The organism is Pseudooceanicola sp. DL12, assembly GCF_056270665.1.
In genome coordinates this window covers 71084-86935 of record NZ_CM149884.1, presented here as the reverse complement: position 1 = coordinate 86935, position 15852 = coordinate 71084, and the positions used below count along the sequence as shown (strand labels likewise).

At 66.1% G+C, this 15852-nt stretch carries 14 protein-coding genes and 1 tRNA gene; 12 read left to right on the top strand and 3 right to left on the bottom strand.

The genetic code is table 11. From position 1 onward, the window contains the following. Positions 1-5 precede the first annotated feature (5 nt). From AC0WR5_RS00405 to AC0WR5_RS00390, 4 genes are all read left to right on the top strand, one after another. The gene (locus AC0WR5_RS00405; protein ID WP_475865962.1) at positions 6-866 is read left to right on the top strand and encodes an urea carboxylase-associated family protein; all 861 of its coding nucleotides are present in this window, start codon (positions 6-8) and stop codon (positions 864-866) included. Between the two features lie 353 nt (positions 867-1219). Continuing rightward, entirely contained in the window at positions 1220-1534 is a 315-nt protein-coding gene (locus tag AC0WR5_RS00400) for a hypothetical protein (protein WP_475865961.1), read from the top strand. Between the two features lie 37 nt (positions 1535-1571). Then, complete coding sequence (locus AC0WR5_RS00395; RefSeq protein ID WP_475865959.1) at positions 1572-1970, top strand: SET domain-containing protein; 399 nt, start codon at positions 1572-1574, stop codon at positions 1968-1970. Beyond that, positions 1967-4114 carry a putative bifunctional diguanylate cyclase/phosphodiesterase gene (locus AC0WR5_RS00390; protein ID WP_475865957.1) on the top strand — a complete coding sequence of 716 codons (2148 nt, stop codon included), beginning with the start codon at positions 1967-1969 and terminating at the stop codon, positions 4112-4114. The genes AC0WR5_RS00395 and AC0WR5_RS00390 overlap by 4 nt, the downstream gene beginning before the upstream one ends. An 80-nt stretch (positions 4115-4194) precedes the next feature. Here the strand turns inward: AC0WR5_RS00390 and AC0WR5_RS00385 are convergent, their stop codons facing one another. Next, entirely contained in the window at positions 4195-5532 is a 1338-nt protein-coding gene (locus tag AC0WR5_RS00385) for a formimidoylglutamate deiminase (protein WP_475865955.1), read from the bottom strand. Between the two features lie 136 nt (positions 5533-5668). Here AC0WR5_RS00385 and hutI point away from each other — a divergent pair, with 136 nt between their 5' ends. The 4 genes from hutI to hutU are packed head-to-tail and all read left to right on the top strand — an operon-like array spanning position 5669 to position 10878. Next, positions 5669-6865: an imidazolonepropionase gene (hutI, locus tag AC0WR5_RS00380; protein WP_475865954.1), complete on the top strand. Its 1197-nt coding sequence runs from the start codon at positions 5669-5671 to the stop codon at positions 6863-6865. Then, positions 6858-8387: a histidine ammonia-lyase gene (hutH, locus tag AC0WR5_RS00375; protein WP_475865952.1), complete on the top strand. Its 1530-nt coding sequence runs from the start codon at positions 6858-6860 to the stop codon at positions 8385-8387. The genes hutI and hutH overlap by 8 nt, the downstream gene beginning before the upstream one ends. Further along, positions 8387-9196 carry an N-formylglutamate deformylase gene (gene hutG, locus AC0WR5_RS00370; protein WP_475865950.1) on the top strand — a complete coding sequence of 270 codons (810 nt, stop codon included), beginning with the start codon at positions 8387-8389 and terminating at the stop codon, positions 9194-9196. The genes hutH and hutG overlap by 1 nt, the downstream gene beginning before the upstream one ends. After that, a complete protein-coding gene (hutU, locus tag AC0WR5_RS00365; protein ID WP_475865948.1) occupies positions 9193-10878 on the top strand; it encodes a urocanate hydratase in 1686 nt (561 codons plus the stop codon). The genes hutG and hutU overlap by 4 nt, the downstream gene beginning before the upstream one ends. Before the next feature lie 6 nt (positions 10879-10884). On the opposite strand, the gene AC0WR5_RS00360 is transcribed toward hutU, so the two are convergent. Beyond that, on the bottom strand, positions 10885-11622 hold the full coding sequence (locus AC0WR5_RS00360) for a UTRA domain-containing protein (RefSeq protein WP_475865946.1): 738 nt from the start codon (positions 11620-11622) through the stop codon (positions 10885-10887). Positions 11623-11775: 153 nt separating this feature from the next. Continuing rightward, a tRNA-Lys gene (locus AC0WR5_RS00355) sits at positions 11776-11851 on the bottom strand. 139 nt (positions 11852-11990) lie between these two features. On the opposite strand from AC0WR5_RS00355, the gene dapF reads away from it, so the two are divergent. The 4 genes from dapF to AC0WR5_RS00335 all read left to right on the top strand — a co-directional run bounded on the left by dapF (position 11991) and on the right by AC0WR5_RS00335 (position 15824). Next, a complete protein-coding gene (dapF, locus tag AC0WR5_RS00350) occupies positions 11991-12830 on the top strand; it encodes a diaminopimelate epimerase (RefSeq protein WP_475865944.1) in 840 nt (279 codons plus the stop codon). Continuing rightward, entirely contained in the window at positions 12831-14090 is a 1260-nt protein-coding gene (mtaB, locus tag AC0WR5_RS00345) for a tRNA (N(6)-L-threonylcarbamoyladenosine(37)-C(2))-methylthiotransferase MtaB (protein WP_475865942.1), read from the top strand. It begins immediately after the preceding gene. A gap of 341 nt (positions 14091-14431) precedes the next feature. Further along, positions 14432-15082, top strand: a complete 651-nt coding sequence (locus tag AC0WR5_RS00340; RefSeq protein WP_475865940.1) for an FMN-binding negative transcriptional regulator — start codon at positions 14432-14434, stop codon at positions 15080-15082. 118 nt (positions 15083-15200) lie between these two features. Next, positions 15201-15824, top strand: coding sequence for a glutathione S-transferase family protein (locus AC0WR5_RS00335; RefSeq protein ID WP_475865938.1), 624 nt, complete (start codon positions 15201-15203; stop codon positions 15822-15824). Positions 15825-15852 lie beyond the last annotated feature (28 nt).

The following is a 15852-nucleotide window of genomic DNA, read 5'->3' as shown; positions in this document are numbered from 1 at the left end:
GCCCCATGAAACCCATGCCCATCACCGCAACCCCCGCCGATGCAGAGGCCCGCCGCGCCGCAGCCCCCGTCATCTGTTATCCTCAGGATGGCCTGCCGCGCCCGGATCTTGCGGCCTACCGGGCACTGCGCGACGACATCGAGATGACCGCCCGCATCACCATCCCCGCCCGCGAGGCAGAGTGCTGGACCGTGCCCGCCGGACATTTCTGTCGCCTGATCTGCACCGAGGGGCCGCAGGTGGGCGACCTCAACCTCTTCAACCTGCACGACCTGTCGGAACGTTTCTATTCCGGCAAGAGCCGCGCTCTCAATGGCACCCATGCCGGGCTCGGCGACCAGCTCTACTCCTCGTTCCCCGCGCTGCGCCCCATGGCGACGATCACCCACGACACGCTCGACTGGTACGGTTTCGACGCATTCGGCGGCTCGGTGCATGACATGATCGGCACCCGCTGCGATCCCTACACACACAACCTGCTCAGCCATGGCGGCCAGTATCACCATTGCTGCCACTCCAATCTCACCCGGGCACTCGCCCGCCACACCGGGCTGTCGCTGAAACAGGCCGAGGCCCATGTGCACGACGTGCTCAATGTCTTCATGTGCACCGGCTTCACCCGCGACACCGGGCAATATTTCATGAAGGCCAGCCCCGTCCGCCCCGGTGATTTTCTTGAATTCTTTGCCGAGATCGACCTTCTCGGCTGCATGTCCGCCTGTCCCGGCGGCGACTGCTCCTCCGAGCATTCCTCCGACACCGCAGAGTGCCATCCCCTGGTGGTCGAGATCTGGCGACCAAAGGGCAGGCCCGAAGGCTGGGCCCCGGCGCAGAGGAACGGATACGACGGCACCCACGGAGCCTGAATTTGCCCCGATTCGTTGCCCGTTGCGTCCCGGGTTGCGGGCCTTGGCAGCCGTTCGCGCAATCCCCCGCCCCTGCCCGCCGGGGGACCGCCCGCCGACACTTCAGGGGGATATGCAATTTCGCTCCTTCCATGAAGCCGTCCCGAGACACAAAAGAAAACAATTCGTTTACACCAGCGCCCTCCGGAATGCGGAAATAACCATTCATTCACAGAATTTGCGAAACCATAAACAAAACAAATAAAAATTGCTCCAAGCTCGACCGGCGCATTAATTTTCTGGATATAATTTTCATCGCATTGTCGAATTATCGAAAGAGGACAATCCGGGAGCACATATTAATGAGATCTTACATGATCTTAGCGGGCATTGTGGCATTCACCATTGTAGGAGATTTTGCCCTCAAATACGCCTCCATGAAAACAACGCCATTGGCCAATTCCTGGTTTGTCGGCGGAGCAATCCTTTACGGAGCCACAGCGCTCGGCTGGGTACTCCTGATGCAAAGCCACAATCTTGGACAGATCGCCGTTCTTTACAGTTCGGCAACAATTCTCGCCCTGACTGGTGTCGGCTATACCTTCTTCGGCGAAACGATCTCTACGAAACAGATCATCGGGCTCAGCGCGGCCCTGCTGTCGGTCTTCCTGATGGAATCCGACGCCTAGCGCCCATCAACAATTCATTAACCATCTGGGGACAAAGATGCTTCTCGTAAGTCATTACGTGGGCCGGAGCACGATTCACGGCCTGGGCGTTTTCACGCGCGAACCGATCACAGCCGGAACAAAGGTTTGGAGGTACGATCCGATGTTCGATGTCGACATCCCCCTCTCCCTACTTGAAAGGTTCCCGCCCGACGTGGCGGAAACGGTCCTGCACCACGCAGAGTTCATAGAACATCTCGGCGTCTTCCGTCTCGGCAATGATGGCGACATGTTCATGAACCACAGCGACATCCCCAGCCTCGCCGACCTGGGCGAGGAAATGCGGGCTGTGCGGGACCTGCCCGCCGGAACGGAACTCACCTGCAATTACGCCGAAGTACGGGTTCTGGGTTTTTCCGGAGAACGCCCAGATATGCTCCTGTGCGCAGCGGAGTGAGATCGGACTCCCTGCCGCGCCAGATCGTGTTTCTGGTTTTCGGGGTGCTTCTCGCAGTTCTCGCGGTGCTGTGGGTCTCGCTTTACTCCGTCCGTCAGGCCATGGATGCCGAGGCATCCGGCGAATCGCGCAAGCGCATGACCGGGCGCATCGCCGCTTTCCAGGAACAGGTCTCGCTGATTGCCAGCGACTACCACAACTGGACCGACCTCTACCTCAACGCCACCCGGATTGAGGTCGACAAGCTGGCCTCGAACTACGGCATCACTGCCGAACGCGGCGATGTCTTCCAGTATGCAGAGCTTTTCGACGGCCCGTTCGATGCCCCGGTCTCCTGGAGTGTCGGCCTCGGCCTGGCGCCGCAGCCCGGTATCCTCTCGCAACGCACCCTCGACACCCTGCGCGATGCCATCCCCGAGCTGGACAGCACCGAGCGGGAAACATTCGACTATTTCGAACTGCGGGATGGCCGGCCGGTCATGTTCAGCGCCTCCTACCTCCTGCCCGAAGACGAGGATCTGCTGGCCGAGGTCGCCCCGGAGAGCGCCGCGCTCGCCGTGATCGGCAAGATCATCGAAGCCGAGCGGCTGGCCGAGGTCGAAACCGAATTCTCGATCTCCGATCTTGCTCTGGTCTTGCAGGCACCTGCCCAGTCGACAGTGTCGGTTCCCCTGACCGGCGTCGACGGCGCGCCGGTCGGTTGGCTCACCTGGGCACCGCCCCGTCCCGGCACCGAACTCTTCTGGAAGATGTTTCCGATCATGGCCGGGGTCAGCCTCGCCTTCATCCTGATGTCCTATTTCGCTGCCCGGCTGCTGCGCACCCGCGCAGCCGGACTCGTTGAGCGCGAGGCGATTTCCTTCGGCGATGCCCGCCGCGATGTCCTGACCCAGCTGCCCAACCGCCTCGCCCTGCGCGAACATCTCGACCGGGTATCGGCGCGCAGCGATCTGGCCTGTGCCGCAATCGCAATCGATCTCGTGCGGTTCAAGCAGATCAACGACACCGTAGGCCACATGGGCGGCGACGCGTTCCTTAAGGAATTTTCCAAGCGTTTGCAGAGCCTTGTCGACGAGGCGACCTTCGTCTCCCGTTACGGCGGAGACGAGTTTCTCGTGGCCATCGCGACCGATGGAGACCTGGCCGCCGTGGTGCAGGACAAATGCCGCGGTCTCCGCACGCTCTCGGAAAAGCCGATCCGCTGCGGTGGCGTGCTCTTCGAGGTTCTCGCCTCGAAGGGGCTGGCCACGCAGGATCCGGGCGACACCGGCCAGGAAGAACTGCTGCGGCGCGCCGACCGTGCGATGTATTCGGCCAAGTCGCGGGGCACCCAGGACGTGATCCGCTATGATGCCCAGATGGAGCTTGAGGATATCGAGCACAAGCGCATCGAGAAGGAACTGCGCCGCGCCATCGCCGACGAGGAAGGTTTCGACGTGCACTATCAGCCGATCGTCGCCTCGGAAACCAAACAGGATGGCCTGCGCTACGAGGCCCTGGCCCGGTGGATGTCTCCGATCCTGGGGCAGGTCGCACCGGACAAATTCATCCGCGTGGCCGAGGCAAGCGGCCTGATCATGCCTCTCGGCTGGATGCTCCTCGACATGATCTGCCGCGACATGCACGGCCTGCCTGGCGCGCGGGTGAACATCAACATTTCGCCCACCCAGCTGATGACGCCGGGCTTTGCCGCAAAGTTCGCCGAACGCGTCGCCGCGAACGGCATCTCGCCCGAGCGCATCGAGGTGGAAGTGACCGAGGAAATCGTCGTGCGTGACGACATCACCTTGGCCCAGGAGCTCAGAGAGCTCAGTGCCCGTGGCTTTTCCCTCGCCCTCGATGACTTCGGCACCGGCTATTCCTCCATCGGCTACCTGACGCGCATGCCCTTCGACGTGCTCAAGATCGACCGGTCCTTCGTGCGTTCCATCCATGGCGACGGCAACCGGGCCAAGATGGTGAAATCCATGGTCGGCATCGCCCGCGCCATGGATCTCGAGATTATTGCGGAGGGCATCGAGACGGCCGAGGATGTCTACTTCCTGCGCACCATCGGTACAGATTTCTTCCAGGGGTTCTACTTTGGCCGCCCGGCACCCGCAGAAGACTACGGCGCAGACAAGCCTCTTGCCACCACGGCCTGAGACCTCGGTGCCCCGCGCGCCTGGACTTCTCCTTACCCAACAACTCCCAGAGGCGTTTTCGCCGAACTTCGCGGACCTGCTCAGAGGGTCCGGCGCATGGTTTCAGCGGCCCGGCGCATGACGGCCTTCCGTTCCACGTGCCTCCCGCCGCGCACCAGATGCCGCCCCATCACCCAGACATCCGCCACGGTCACGTCGCGACCAAAGATCCAGCGATCGAGCATCAGGGCATCGGTACCGAACGCCCCCCCGATCGGATCCTTCAGCCCCACGAGATCCGCCGGCAGCCCCTCCCGGATCTCCGATCGTTCCCCCGCCAGCGCCTGGGCGCCGCCTGCCAGCGCCGCGGCATAGAGCCGCTCTCCAGTCGACCCTCCGGGCGCGGCCAGCACGTTTCTCTCCTGCCGGGTCAGCCGCTGGCCGTATTCCAGGATCCGCAACTCCTCTGCGAGGTCGATCCGCAGGTTGGAATCGCTGCCGATGCCCAGTCTGCCGCCTTCCCGAAGAAGGGCTTCACATGGGAAGATCCCATCGCCCAGGTTGGCTTCCGTCACCGGACAGAGCCCGGCAACAGCTTGGGATTTTGCGATTTTCCGGCGCTCATCCTCCGTCAGGTGCGTGGCGTGGATCAGGCACCATTCGGGGCCCAAGGGGACATGATCAAAGAGCCATTCGACCGGCCGCTGGCCCGTTGCCTCGAGGCACTCCTCGACCTCGCGGGTCTGCTCCGCGACGTGGATATGCACCCTCCTGCCAGGCAGGGCCTCCTGAAGCAGGGTCAACTCCTCTCCCGTCACCGCACGCAGGGAATGCGGGGCATAGCCAACACGATCCTGCTCACGGCAGAGCATGGTTTCGGAGCGTTCGACGAGTCGCAGGAAATCCTCGATTTCGTGGACGAACCGCCGCTGCTGCTCAACCACAGGTTTCGCGACGAAACCACCATGGGCATAAAAAACAGGGAGATGCGTCAGGGCGATGCCGGTCTGGTCGGCAGCGGCGAAGATCCGGGCGGTCAGTTCGGCTGGGTCGTCGTAGGCGCCGCCGTCAGGGCGATGATGGAGGTAGTGGAACTCGCCCACCCGGGTAAATCCGGCCTCGAGCATCTCGACATAGGCCAAGGCAGCCAAGGCCTCCACCCCCTCGGGGTCGAGGGTAAGGGCAAAGCGGTACATCATCTCGCGCCAGGTCCAGAAGCTGTCATGCCCCTCGCCTCGGCGCTCGGTCAGGCCGGAGAAGCCCCGCTGGAAGGCATGGCTGTGCAGGTTGGGCATGCCGGGCAGGAGCGCGTCGACGCGGGTATCGCCGGGTTGGGGCGTCTGACCATGCTGCACCGCAGCAATCCGCCCGGAGGCGAGCTCGATGCGGACATCTTGGCGCCAACCCTCCGGCAACAGGGCCATACGTGCATGGATCATCCTGACCTCCTCTGCCCCGCCAACACTCGGCGGCGATGAATTTGCGCGGGTAGAAACCACTTCCCCGGGACTTCGCTATATGTATATACTTATTCAGCGGTGAGGCAACGAAAACCGCAGCAACGGAGGAGAGGACATGACGGAACCCCGGATCTGGACCAACGCACGGGTGATCACCGGCGGCGGCGGAACCACGTCCGAACCCGTTGATATCGCGGTGAAAGAGGGGCGCATCGCGGCCGTGGGGCCGGGGCTGTCGCGGGAGGGGGCCGAGGTGCTGGACTGTGGCGGGCGCCTGATCACCCCGGCCTTTGTCGATTGTCACACCCACCTGATTCACGGTGGCGACCGGGCCCGCGAATTCGAGATGCGGCTGGACGGCGCCAGCTATGAGGAGATCGCGCGCGCCGGCGGTGGCATCGCCTCGACCATGGCACATACCCGCGGCCGCAGCGCCGAGGCACTGGCCGAGGAGGCCCTGCCGCGGCTGGATGCACTGCTGGGCGAGGGCACCTCGACCGTCGAGATCAAGTCGGGCTATGGCCTCGACATAGAAACCGAGTTGACGATGCTGCGCGCCGCGAAGCTGCTGGCAGGATTGCGCCCCGTGCGGATCCGCACGACCTGGCTGGCCGCCCATGCCCTGCCGCCCGGATACGAGGGGCAACGGCAGGACTACATCCGCGACGTGGCCATCAAGGGGCTGACCCGCGCCCATGCCGAGGGCCTCGTGGATGCGGTGGATGCCTTCTGCGAGGGAATCGCCTTTTCCGCAGAGGAGATCGAACCGCTCTTTGCCCATGCCACGACGCTCGGCCTGCCGGTGAAACTGCATACCGAGCAGCTGACGCGCGCGGGCGGCACGGTGATGGCGGCGCGCCACGGCGCCCTGTCGGTGGATCATTTCGAATATGCCACCGAAGAGGACGTGGCGGCGATCGCGGCCTCGGGCACGCTGCCGGTACTGCTGCCCGGGGCCTATTACATGCTGCGCGAGCGGCAGGCGCCACCGGTTGCGGCACTGCGCCGGGCCGGCGTGCCCATGGCGCTGGCCACGGATTGCAACCCGGGCACCTCGCCGCTGACCTCTCTGCTGATGACGATGAACATGGGCGCGGTGCTGTTCGGCATGACCGTGCGCGAATGCCTGGAGGGGGTGACGGTGACCGCCGCGCGCGCCCTGGGCCTGAGCGGAGAGACGGGGCGGATCGCGCCGGGCCTCTCGGCCGATTTCACGATCTGGGATGCAGAGAGCGCGGCGCAACTGGTGAACCGCATCGGGCTGAACCCGCTGCATGCGCGGATCTTTCGGGGAGAGACAGATCATGTCTGAGATACTGGTGCCGGGCGCGGTGACGCTGGCCACGCTGGAACGGATCTACTGGCAGGCCCTGCCGGTGCGGCTGACGCCGGAGGCCATGCCCGGGATCGACAGGGCAGCGGCCAGGATCGCCGAAGTCGCTGCAGGCAACGAGGCCGTCTATGGCGTGAACACCGGCTTCGGCAAGCTGGCCTCGATCCGGATCGGCGCCGGGGACGTGGCGACCCTGCAGCGCAACCTGATCCTGTCGCATTGCTGCGGCGTGGGCGATCCACTGGCCGACGAGGTGACACGGCTGATCATGGTGCTGAAACTGATGTCGCTGGGCCGGGGGGCCTCTGGCGTGCGGCGCGATCTGATTGCGCTGATGGAGGACATGCTGGAGGCGGGCGTGCTGCCCGTGATCCCCGGCCAGGGATCGGTGGGGGCCTCGGGCGACCTGGCGCCGCTGGCCCATATGGCGTCGGTGATGATCGGCGAGGGCGAAGCGACATACGGCGGCGCACGGATGCCGGGGGCGGTGGCGCTGGCGGAAGCCGGACTGACGCCGGTGGAACTCTCGGCCAAGGAGGGGCTGGCGCTGATCAACGGCACGCAGGCCTCGACCGCGCTGGCCCTGGCGGGGCTGTTCTGGGCCAAGCGGGCCCTGCAGGCGAGCATCTTGACAGGCGCCCTGTCGACCGATGCCGCGATGGGATCGACCGCACCCTTTGCCGAGGAGATCCATACCCTGCGCGGCCACCAGGGCCAGATCGACGTGGCAGCCGCCCTGCGCGCGCTGCTGAGCGGGTCCGAGATCCGCGACAGCCATGCCGAGGACGACGAGCGCGTGCAGGACCCCTATTGCCTGCGCTGTCATCCGCAGGTGGGCGGTGCCTGCCTAGACCTGCTGCGGCAATGCGCGCGGACACTGGAGATCGAGGCCAATGCCGCCACCGACAACCCGCTTGTCCTGTCGGACGGATCGGTGGTGTCGGGCGGGAATTTCCACGCCGAGCCGGTGGCGCTGGCCGCAGATCAGATCGCCCTGGCGGTGGCGGAGATCGGCGCCATTGCCCAGCGCCGCATCGCCCTGCTGGTGGATCCGGCGCTGAGTTTCGGGCTGCCCGGGTTCCTGACGCCGGCGCCGGGGCTGAATTCCGGCCTGATGATCGCCGAGGTGACATCAGCCGCATTGATGAGCGAAAACAAACAGATGGCGCATCCGGCCTCGATCGATTCCACGCCCACCTCGGCCAACCAGGAAGACCATGTGTCGATGGCCTGCCACGGGGCGCGGCGGCTGACGCCGATGACGCAGAACCTGTTTGCGATCCTGGGCATCGAGGCCATGGCGGGGGCACAGGGCATCGCGCTGCGCCGCCCGCTGACCACGGCGCCGGCCCTGGACGCGGTGATCGCGCGGCTGCGGCAGGAGGTGGCCGAGCTGGGCCCCGACCGTTACATGGCGCCGGACATGGCGGCGGCGACCGCGCTGGTGGCCGGGGGCGCGCTGAGCGCGGCCTGCCGCCTGCCCCTGCCGGAGGTCTTCTGATGCAGGTGATGGAGGTGACCGAGGGCGACGGGCCAGTGGTGCTGGGCCTGCCGCATACGGGGACATTTGTACCGGAGGACGTGGCGGCGGGGCTGAATGTAGAGGGGCTGCTGCTGCGCGATACCGACTGGCATGTCGAGGCGCTCTATGCCGGGCTTCTGCCGGGAGCGACCACGGTGCGGGCGATGTTCCATCGCTACGTGATCGACGCCAACCGCGATCCTTCGGGCGAGAGCCTCTATCCCGGGCAGACGACCACGGGGCTGGTGCCACAGACGACCTTCGACAATGTGCCGATCTGGCGCGAGATGCCGGATGCGGCCGAGGTGGCGCGGCGGCGCGAGGCCTACCATGTGCCCTATCACGCCGCGCTGCTGGCCCAGATGGAGCGGGTGCGGGCACGGCACGGGGTCGCGGTGCTGCTGGACTGTCATTCCATCCGCTCGGTGATCCCCTGGCTGTTCGAGGGCGTGCTGCCCGACCTGAACATCGGCACCGACATGGGGCGGACCTGTGCCCCGGTGCTGGAGGCCGACGTGGCTGCGCTCTGCGCCGCCTCCGGGCTGAGCTACGTGCTGAACGGGCGGTTCCGCGGCGGCTGGACCACCCGGCACTACGGCCGCCCCGAAGAAGGGTTCCACGCGGTGCAGATGGAGCTGGCGCAGAGCGCCTACCTTGCCGAGGAGGTGCCGCCCTTTGCGCTGTCGGAGGCGAAATCCGCCCGCCTGCGCCCCGTCCTGTCCGACATCCTTGCACAACTTGCATCCCGCGCGCCCGAACTTGCCGCAGAGCTGAGAGGTTTCCGATGAGCACGACCCGTCACAACACCCGCGACATCTTTCCACCGACCGGGACGGAGCTGAACGCGAAATCCTGGCAGACCGAGGCGCCGCTGAGGATGCTGATGAACAACCTGCACCCGGATGTGGCCGAGAACCCACACGAGCTGGTCGTCTATGGCGGCATCGGGCGGGCGGCGCGGAGCTGGGAGGATTTCGACAGCATCGTGGCCAGCCTGAAGGACCTGGAGGCGGACGAGACGCTGGTGGTGCAATCGGGCAAGCCCATCGCCATCATCCGCACCCATGCGGATGCCCCGCGGGTGCTGATCGCCAATTCCAACATCGTGCCGCACTGGGCCGACTGGGATCATTTCAACGAGCTCGATCGCAAGGGGCTGATGATGTACGGCCAGATGACCGCCGGGTCCTGGATCTATATCGGGACGCAGGGCATCGTGCAGGGCACCTTCGAGACCTTTGCCGAGGCGGGGCGCCAGCATTATGGCGGCGATCTGACGGGCAAGTGGATCCTGACCGGGGGCCTGGGCGGCATGGGCGGCGCACAGCCGCTTGCCGCGGTGATGGCCGGCGCCTGCTGCCTGGCGGTGGAATGCGACGAGACCCGCGCCGATTTCCGCATCCGCACCCGGTACTGCGATGCCAAGACCCACGACCTCGACGAGGCGCTGACGATGATCGATAGCTGGACCGCCGCGGGCGAGGCAAAGTCGGTGGCGTTGATCGGCAATGCGGCAGAGGTCTTTCCCGAGCTGCTGGCCCGCATGAAGGCCGGCGGGCCGCGCCCCGACATCGTGACCGACCAGACCAGCGCCCACGACCCAGTGCATGGCTACCTGCCGAAGGGCTGGAGCGTGGCGGAATGGCGCGCGAAACAGGAGAGTGCACCCAAGGAGGTGGAAGCCGCCGCCCGCGCCTCGATGCTCGATCATGTCGAAGCCATGGTGGGCTTCTGGAACGCCGGCGTGCCGACGCTCGATTACGGCAACAATATCCGGCAGGTGGCGCTCGACGAGGGGCTGGAGACTGCCTTTGCCTTCCCCGGCTTCGTGCCCGCCTATATCCGGCCGCTGTTCTGCGAGGGGATCGGGCCGTTCCGCTGGGCCGCGCTCTCGGGTGATCCGGAGGACATCTACAAGACCGACCAGGCGATGAAGGAGCTGTTTCCCGAGAACGGGCACCTGCATCGCTGGCTCGACATGGCGCACGAACGGATCGCCTTCCAGGGACTGCCGGCGCGGATCTGCTGGATCGGGCTGGGCGACCGGCACCGCGCCGGGCTGAAGTTCAACGAGATGGTGGCCAGTGGCGAGCTGAAGGCGCCGGTGGTGATCGGGCGCGACCACCTCGACAGCGGCTCGGTGGCCAGCCCCAACCGCGAGACGGAAGCCATGCGCGACGGATCCGACGCGGTCTCGGACTGGCCGCTGCTGAATGCATTGGTGAACACGGCGAGCGGCGCTACCTGGGTGTCAATCCACCATGGCGGCGGCGTGGGGATGGGCTTCAGCCAGCACGCCGGCGTGGTGATCTGTGCCGACGGCACGCCGGAGGCCGCCGCGCGGCTGGAACGGGTGCTGTGGAACGACCCGGCCTCGGGCGTCTGGCGCCACGCGGATGCAGGCTATGAAAAGGCCGTGGAGAGCGCGCGGAAACACGGGCTGCGGCTGCCGCGAATCCTCGGGACCTGAGCGGCCTCAGGGCTGGGGCGGAGCGCTGGGGGCGAATTCCGCCACGATCTGATGCGCCTCGCCGGGATAGAGCAGGCGCACATGGGTCACCCAGGCCTGTTCGATCCGCGTCTTGCGCAGGATCTCGAGACAGGCGGCGCCGGCGGGCAGGGCAAGCTCCCGCGCCTCGGCCGCCGTGGCATTGACGGCGCGCACGCGGTGGCTTGCCGCGCTCCATGGCATGGTCTCGAGCAGCCAGGCACCGGGCAGACGGCTGGCGAAATCCACCTGACGGGCCGCAGGCACGACGGAGAGGTCGATTGCCCGGGTCTCGAGGCAGAAGGGCTTGCCCTGGGCCCGGTGCAGCCCCTGCAGCAAGAGCACCTGTTCCGGCCCCTCTCCCAGGTCGAGCAGGGCACGTTCCCCCTCGCTCAGCGCCCGGATCGCGGCCTGTTTCAACACCCAGTCATGCGTCAGGCCCAGGGCTGCAACCTCTTGGGAAATATCGGTGATTTCCATGACCGCAGATTGCGCCCGCGGCTGTGCCACGAAGGTGCCGCTGCGCCGGCGCCGCACTAGGAAGCCCTCGTTCGTCAGCTGCGTCAGCACCTTGTTCATCGTCATCCGCGAGACGCCGTAATCCGCCGCCATTTCGGTTTCCTTGGGCAATTGATGGCCCGGGCCCCAGCTGCCATCGAGGATGTTCTGCCGGATTTCATCGGAAATCCGGGCATGGTGGGTCTTGGGGGCAGGGCTGGACGACATGCGGGGCTTTCCGTTCGCGACCGGATGGCCCGGCCTATGTATAGACATGTCATACAGGCCGGCACCGCCAAGGCAAACCCGCCGCAGATGCCAAAACAGCCGTTAAGTCCGAAAGACCGGTGGATGTCGGAGATCAGTGATTTTGGAGAAGAGTGGTGAGCCGTGAAGGATTCGAACCTTCGACCCACTGATTAAAAGTCAGTTGCTCTACCAACTGAGCTAACGGCCCACTCTGGAGGCGCTCTCTAAGGGGGGTAGAGTAGATGGTCAAGCAAGAATCCTAAAAAACGTCACAGAAATATTTCAGAGGAGATCACGGCTTTCCGGCCCGCCTTTTCAACAAGGGGGCAAAGGTCTATATCGCCGCAATGCAGATCACGGATATCCCCCAGGGCCTGCCCTTCATGAAGATGCATGGGCTGGGCAACGACTTCGTCGTCATCGACTCGCGCGGGCGCGGGGCGGTCACCACGCCCGCCTTGGCGCGCGCGGTGGGCGACCGGCATTTTGGCGTGGGATTTGATCAGCTTGCGGAAATCCGCGATGGCGAAGAGTCCGATATCTGCCTGGATTTCTGGAACAGCGACGGCACCCGCGCGGGCGCCTGTGGCAATGCCACCCGCTGCGTCGCCGCCCACGTGATGAAGGACGGCGCCGAGGACATCACGATTCGCACCGCCCGCGGGCTGCTGCGCGCGCGCCGCGACGGCGAGATGGTGAGCGTGAACATGGGACCGCCCCAGCTCGACTGGCGGGATGTGCCGCTCTCGCACGAGGTCGACGTGGAACACCTGCCGCTGAAGGGCGATCCGGTCGCGGTGGGCATGGGCAATCCGCATTGCGTCTTCTTCGTGCCGGATGCAGAGGCGGTGGATGTCACCGGCATCGGCCCCGGCGTGGAGCACGACCCGCTGTTCCCGGAACAGACCAACGTGGAATTCGCAGAGATCCGCAGCCGCGACGAGATCCGCATGCGTGTCTGGGAGCGCGGCACCGGCGTGACACTGGCCTGCGGCTCTGGCGCCTGTGCCACCGCCGTGGCCGCGGCCCTGCGCGGGCTGACCGGGCGCCGTGTGCGCATGGAGCTCGACGGCGGCTGGCTGACGCTGGACTGGCGCGAGGACGGCGTCTGGATGACCGGGCCTACCGCCCATGTCTTTGACGGCATGCTCTCGGCCGCGCTGATCTCCGAGACGGCGGAGGCGTAAGTGTCTGTCCAGCCGCCCAAATTCACCACGCTCGGCTGCCGGCTGAACGCCTATGAGACCGAGGCCATGAAGGCCATGGCCGAAGAGGCGGGGCTGGGCAACGCGGTGATCGTGAACACCTGCGCGGTGACGGCCGAGGCGGTGCGCAAGGCCCGGCAGGACATCCGCAAGCTGCGGCGCGAGAACCCCGACGCGATGCTGATCGTCACCGGCTGCGCGGCGCAGACCGAACCCGAGACCTTTGCTGCCATGGCCGAGGTCGACCGGGTGATCGGCAATTCCGAGAAGATGCAGCCCGCCACCTGGGCCAACATGTCGCCCGATTTCATCGGCCAGACCGAGCGCGTGCAGGTCGACGACATCATGTCCGTCACCGAGACCGCCGGCCACCTGATCGACGGCTTCGGCACCCGCTCGCGCGCCTATGTCCAGGTGCAGAACGGCTGTGACCACCGCTGCACCTTCTGCATCATCCCCTATGGCCGCGGCAATTCCCGCTCGGTTCCCGCAGGCGTGGTGGTGGACCAGATCAAGCGCCTGGTTCAGCAAGGATATCAGGAGGTTGTGCTGACCGGGGTCGACCTGACCTCCTGGGGCGCCGACCTGCCGGCAGAGCCGCGGCTGGGCGACCTGGTGATGCGGATCCTGCGGCTGACGGATGTGCCGCGGCTGCGGATCTCCTCGATCGACTCGATCGAGGCGGACGAGGCGCTGATGGAGGCCATCGCCACCGAACCGCGCCTGATGCCACACCTGCACCTGAGCCTGCAGGCCGGCGACGACATGATCCTGAAGCGGATGAAGCGCCGCCACCTGCGCGATGACGCGATCCGGTTCTGCGAAGAGGCCCGCAAGCTGCGGCCAGACATGACCTATGGCGCTGATATCATTGCCGGTTTCCCGACGGAAACCGAGGAGATGTTCGCCAATTCGCTGAAGCTGGTGGAGGAATGCGACCTGACCTGGCTGCATGTCTTCCCCTATTCCAAGCGCGAAGGCACCCCGGCGGCAAAGATCCCAAACCAGGTGCATGGCAAGATCATCAAGGACCGCGCCGCCCGGCTGCGCGCCGCGGGCGACCGGCAGGTTGCACAACACCTGGCCGTTCAGCCCGGCCGCACCCACAAGATCCTGATGGAAAGCCCCCTGATGGGCCGGACGGAGCAGTTCACCGAGGTGCACTTTGCCGATCCGAAGGCCGAAGGGCAGATCGTCGAGGCCAGGATCCTCGGCGTCGACGGCACCCACCTGACCGCCTGACATCCGCCCAGTTTGACCACCCGATTCGAGGCCCAGGCATGCGAAAATCCGCATGTCTGCAAGGGACTGGAATCGCCCGATTCCAACGTCGGTATTACGTCGGTATCGCGTCGGTAACACGTCGGTGCGAAAACGCCGCGCCCCTGGCCGCTGCCGGAGGCCTCCGGCGGGGATATTTACGGCCAGATGACGGGGAGCGCGGCGCCTTCATTTCATCTTTCCGGAAATACTCCGGGGGCGAATGGCGCGCAGCGACAGAGGGGGCAGCGCCCCCCTGCCCCGGGTTGCCAATCCCGCCGGCCCCGCCCAATCTGACGCGGTGCCAGCAGGAGGCCCGCCAGATGCACCCGAACCCGATCTATCGCACCGCCAGCCGGGACCGGAACCTGGCCTTTGCCGCCGAGACCGGCTTTGCCACCTTCATGCTGTCGGATGGCGACGGCCCGCCGCTGGCGGCCCAGGCGCCCTTTGTCATTGCCGGGGAGCATATCGAGCTGCACCTCATGCGCTCGAACCCGGTGGTCCGCGCCCTGAGGGAAGGGCCGCGGCCCGCGCGCGCCGTCATCACCGGACCGCATGGCTATGTCTCGCCCGACTGGTACGGGCTGGACGACCAGGTGCCCACCTGGAATTACGTCAGCGTCCATGTGACCGGCGCGCTGGAACTGCGGCCCGAGGCGGAGATGCGCCCCCTGCTCGACCGGCTGTCGCAGGTTTTCGAGGCGCGGCTGGCACCGAAGCCCGTCTGGACCAGCGACAAGGTGGATCCCGATCACATGGCGCGGCTGATGCGAAGCATCCTGCCGCTGCGGATGGAGATCGGCACGGTCGATGGGACCTGGAAGCTGACACAGAACAAGACCGAGGCCGCCCGGCTGGGCGCAGCGACCGGATTGGAGGCCGCCGGATTGGAGGCGGGAGCGGAAGCGGGCGCAAGCGGCGCCGATCTGGCCAGGCTGGCCGCGCTGATGCGGGATCTGCCGGTGGAATGACCGGTTTGACCGGGGCGCGGCGGGCATGGCACGCGCTGGACAGGGGCGCTGGACAGGGGCGCTGGACAGGGGCGGGGGCCGCGCCTAGCGTGGCGCCGACACAGACAGGAGTACCCCGATGTCCGACCAAGCCCCGCAGCACAAAGCGCTCGTGTCACCGGCCTCGCCCTTTGCCCGCAAGGTGCGGGTCATGGTGCAGGAATGCGGGCTGACCGGCGAGGTCGCCCTGCAGGACGTCAGCTCGACCGCGCTGAACTCGGATCCGGTGCTGGTGGCCGCGAATCCGCTGGGCAAGCTGCCGGCCCTGCTGCAGCCCGATGGCACGCTGATCTGCGACAGCCGGGTGATCTGCCGTTACCTGAACGAGCTGGGCGGTACCGACCTCTATCCGGCGACGCGGATCTGGAAGGTGCTGACGCTGGAAGCCCTGGCCGACGGCATCATGGAGGCCTGCGTGCTGATGACCTACGAGCACCGGCTGCGCCCGGCCGAGATCGTCTTTGCCGACTGGGTCGAGGCGCAATGGGGCAAGGCCGCGCGGACGCTCGACGTGATCGAGGCGGAGTGGATGGAGGAGCTGGAGGGCCCGCTGACCGCGGCGCAGGTCGCGCTCGGCTGTGCGCTCGGCTATCTCGACCTGCGGCATGATGCGCGCGGCTGGCGGGCGGATCATCCGAAGCTGGCGGCCTGGGCCGAAGGGTTCCTGGCCCGGCCGGCGATGGCGGCCACGGCCCCCGCCTGACGCCTCCCACAGGACGGCCGCACTGGAC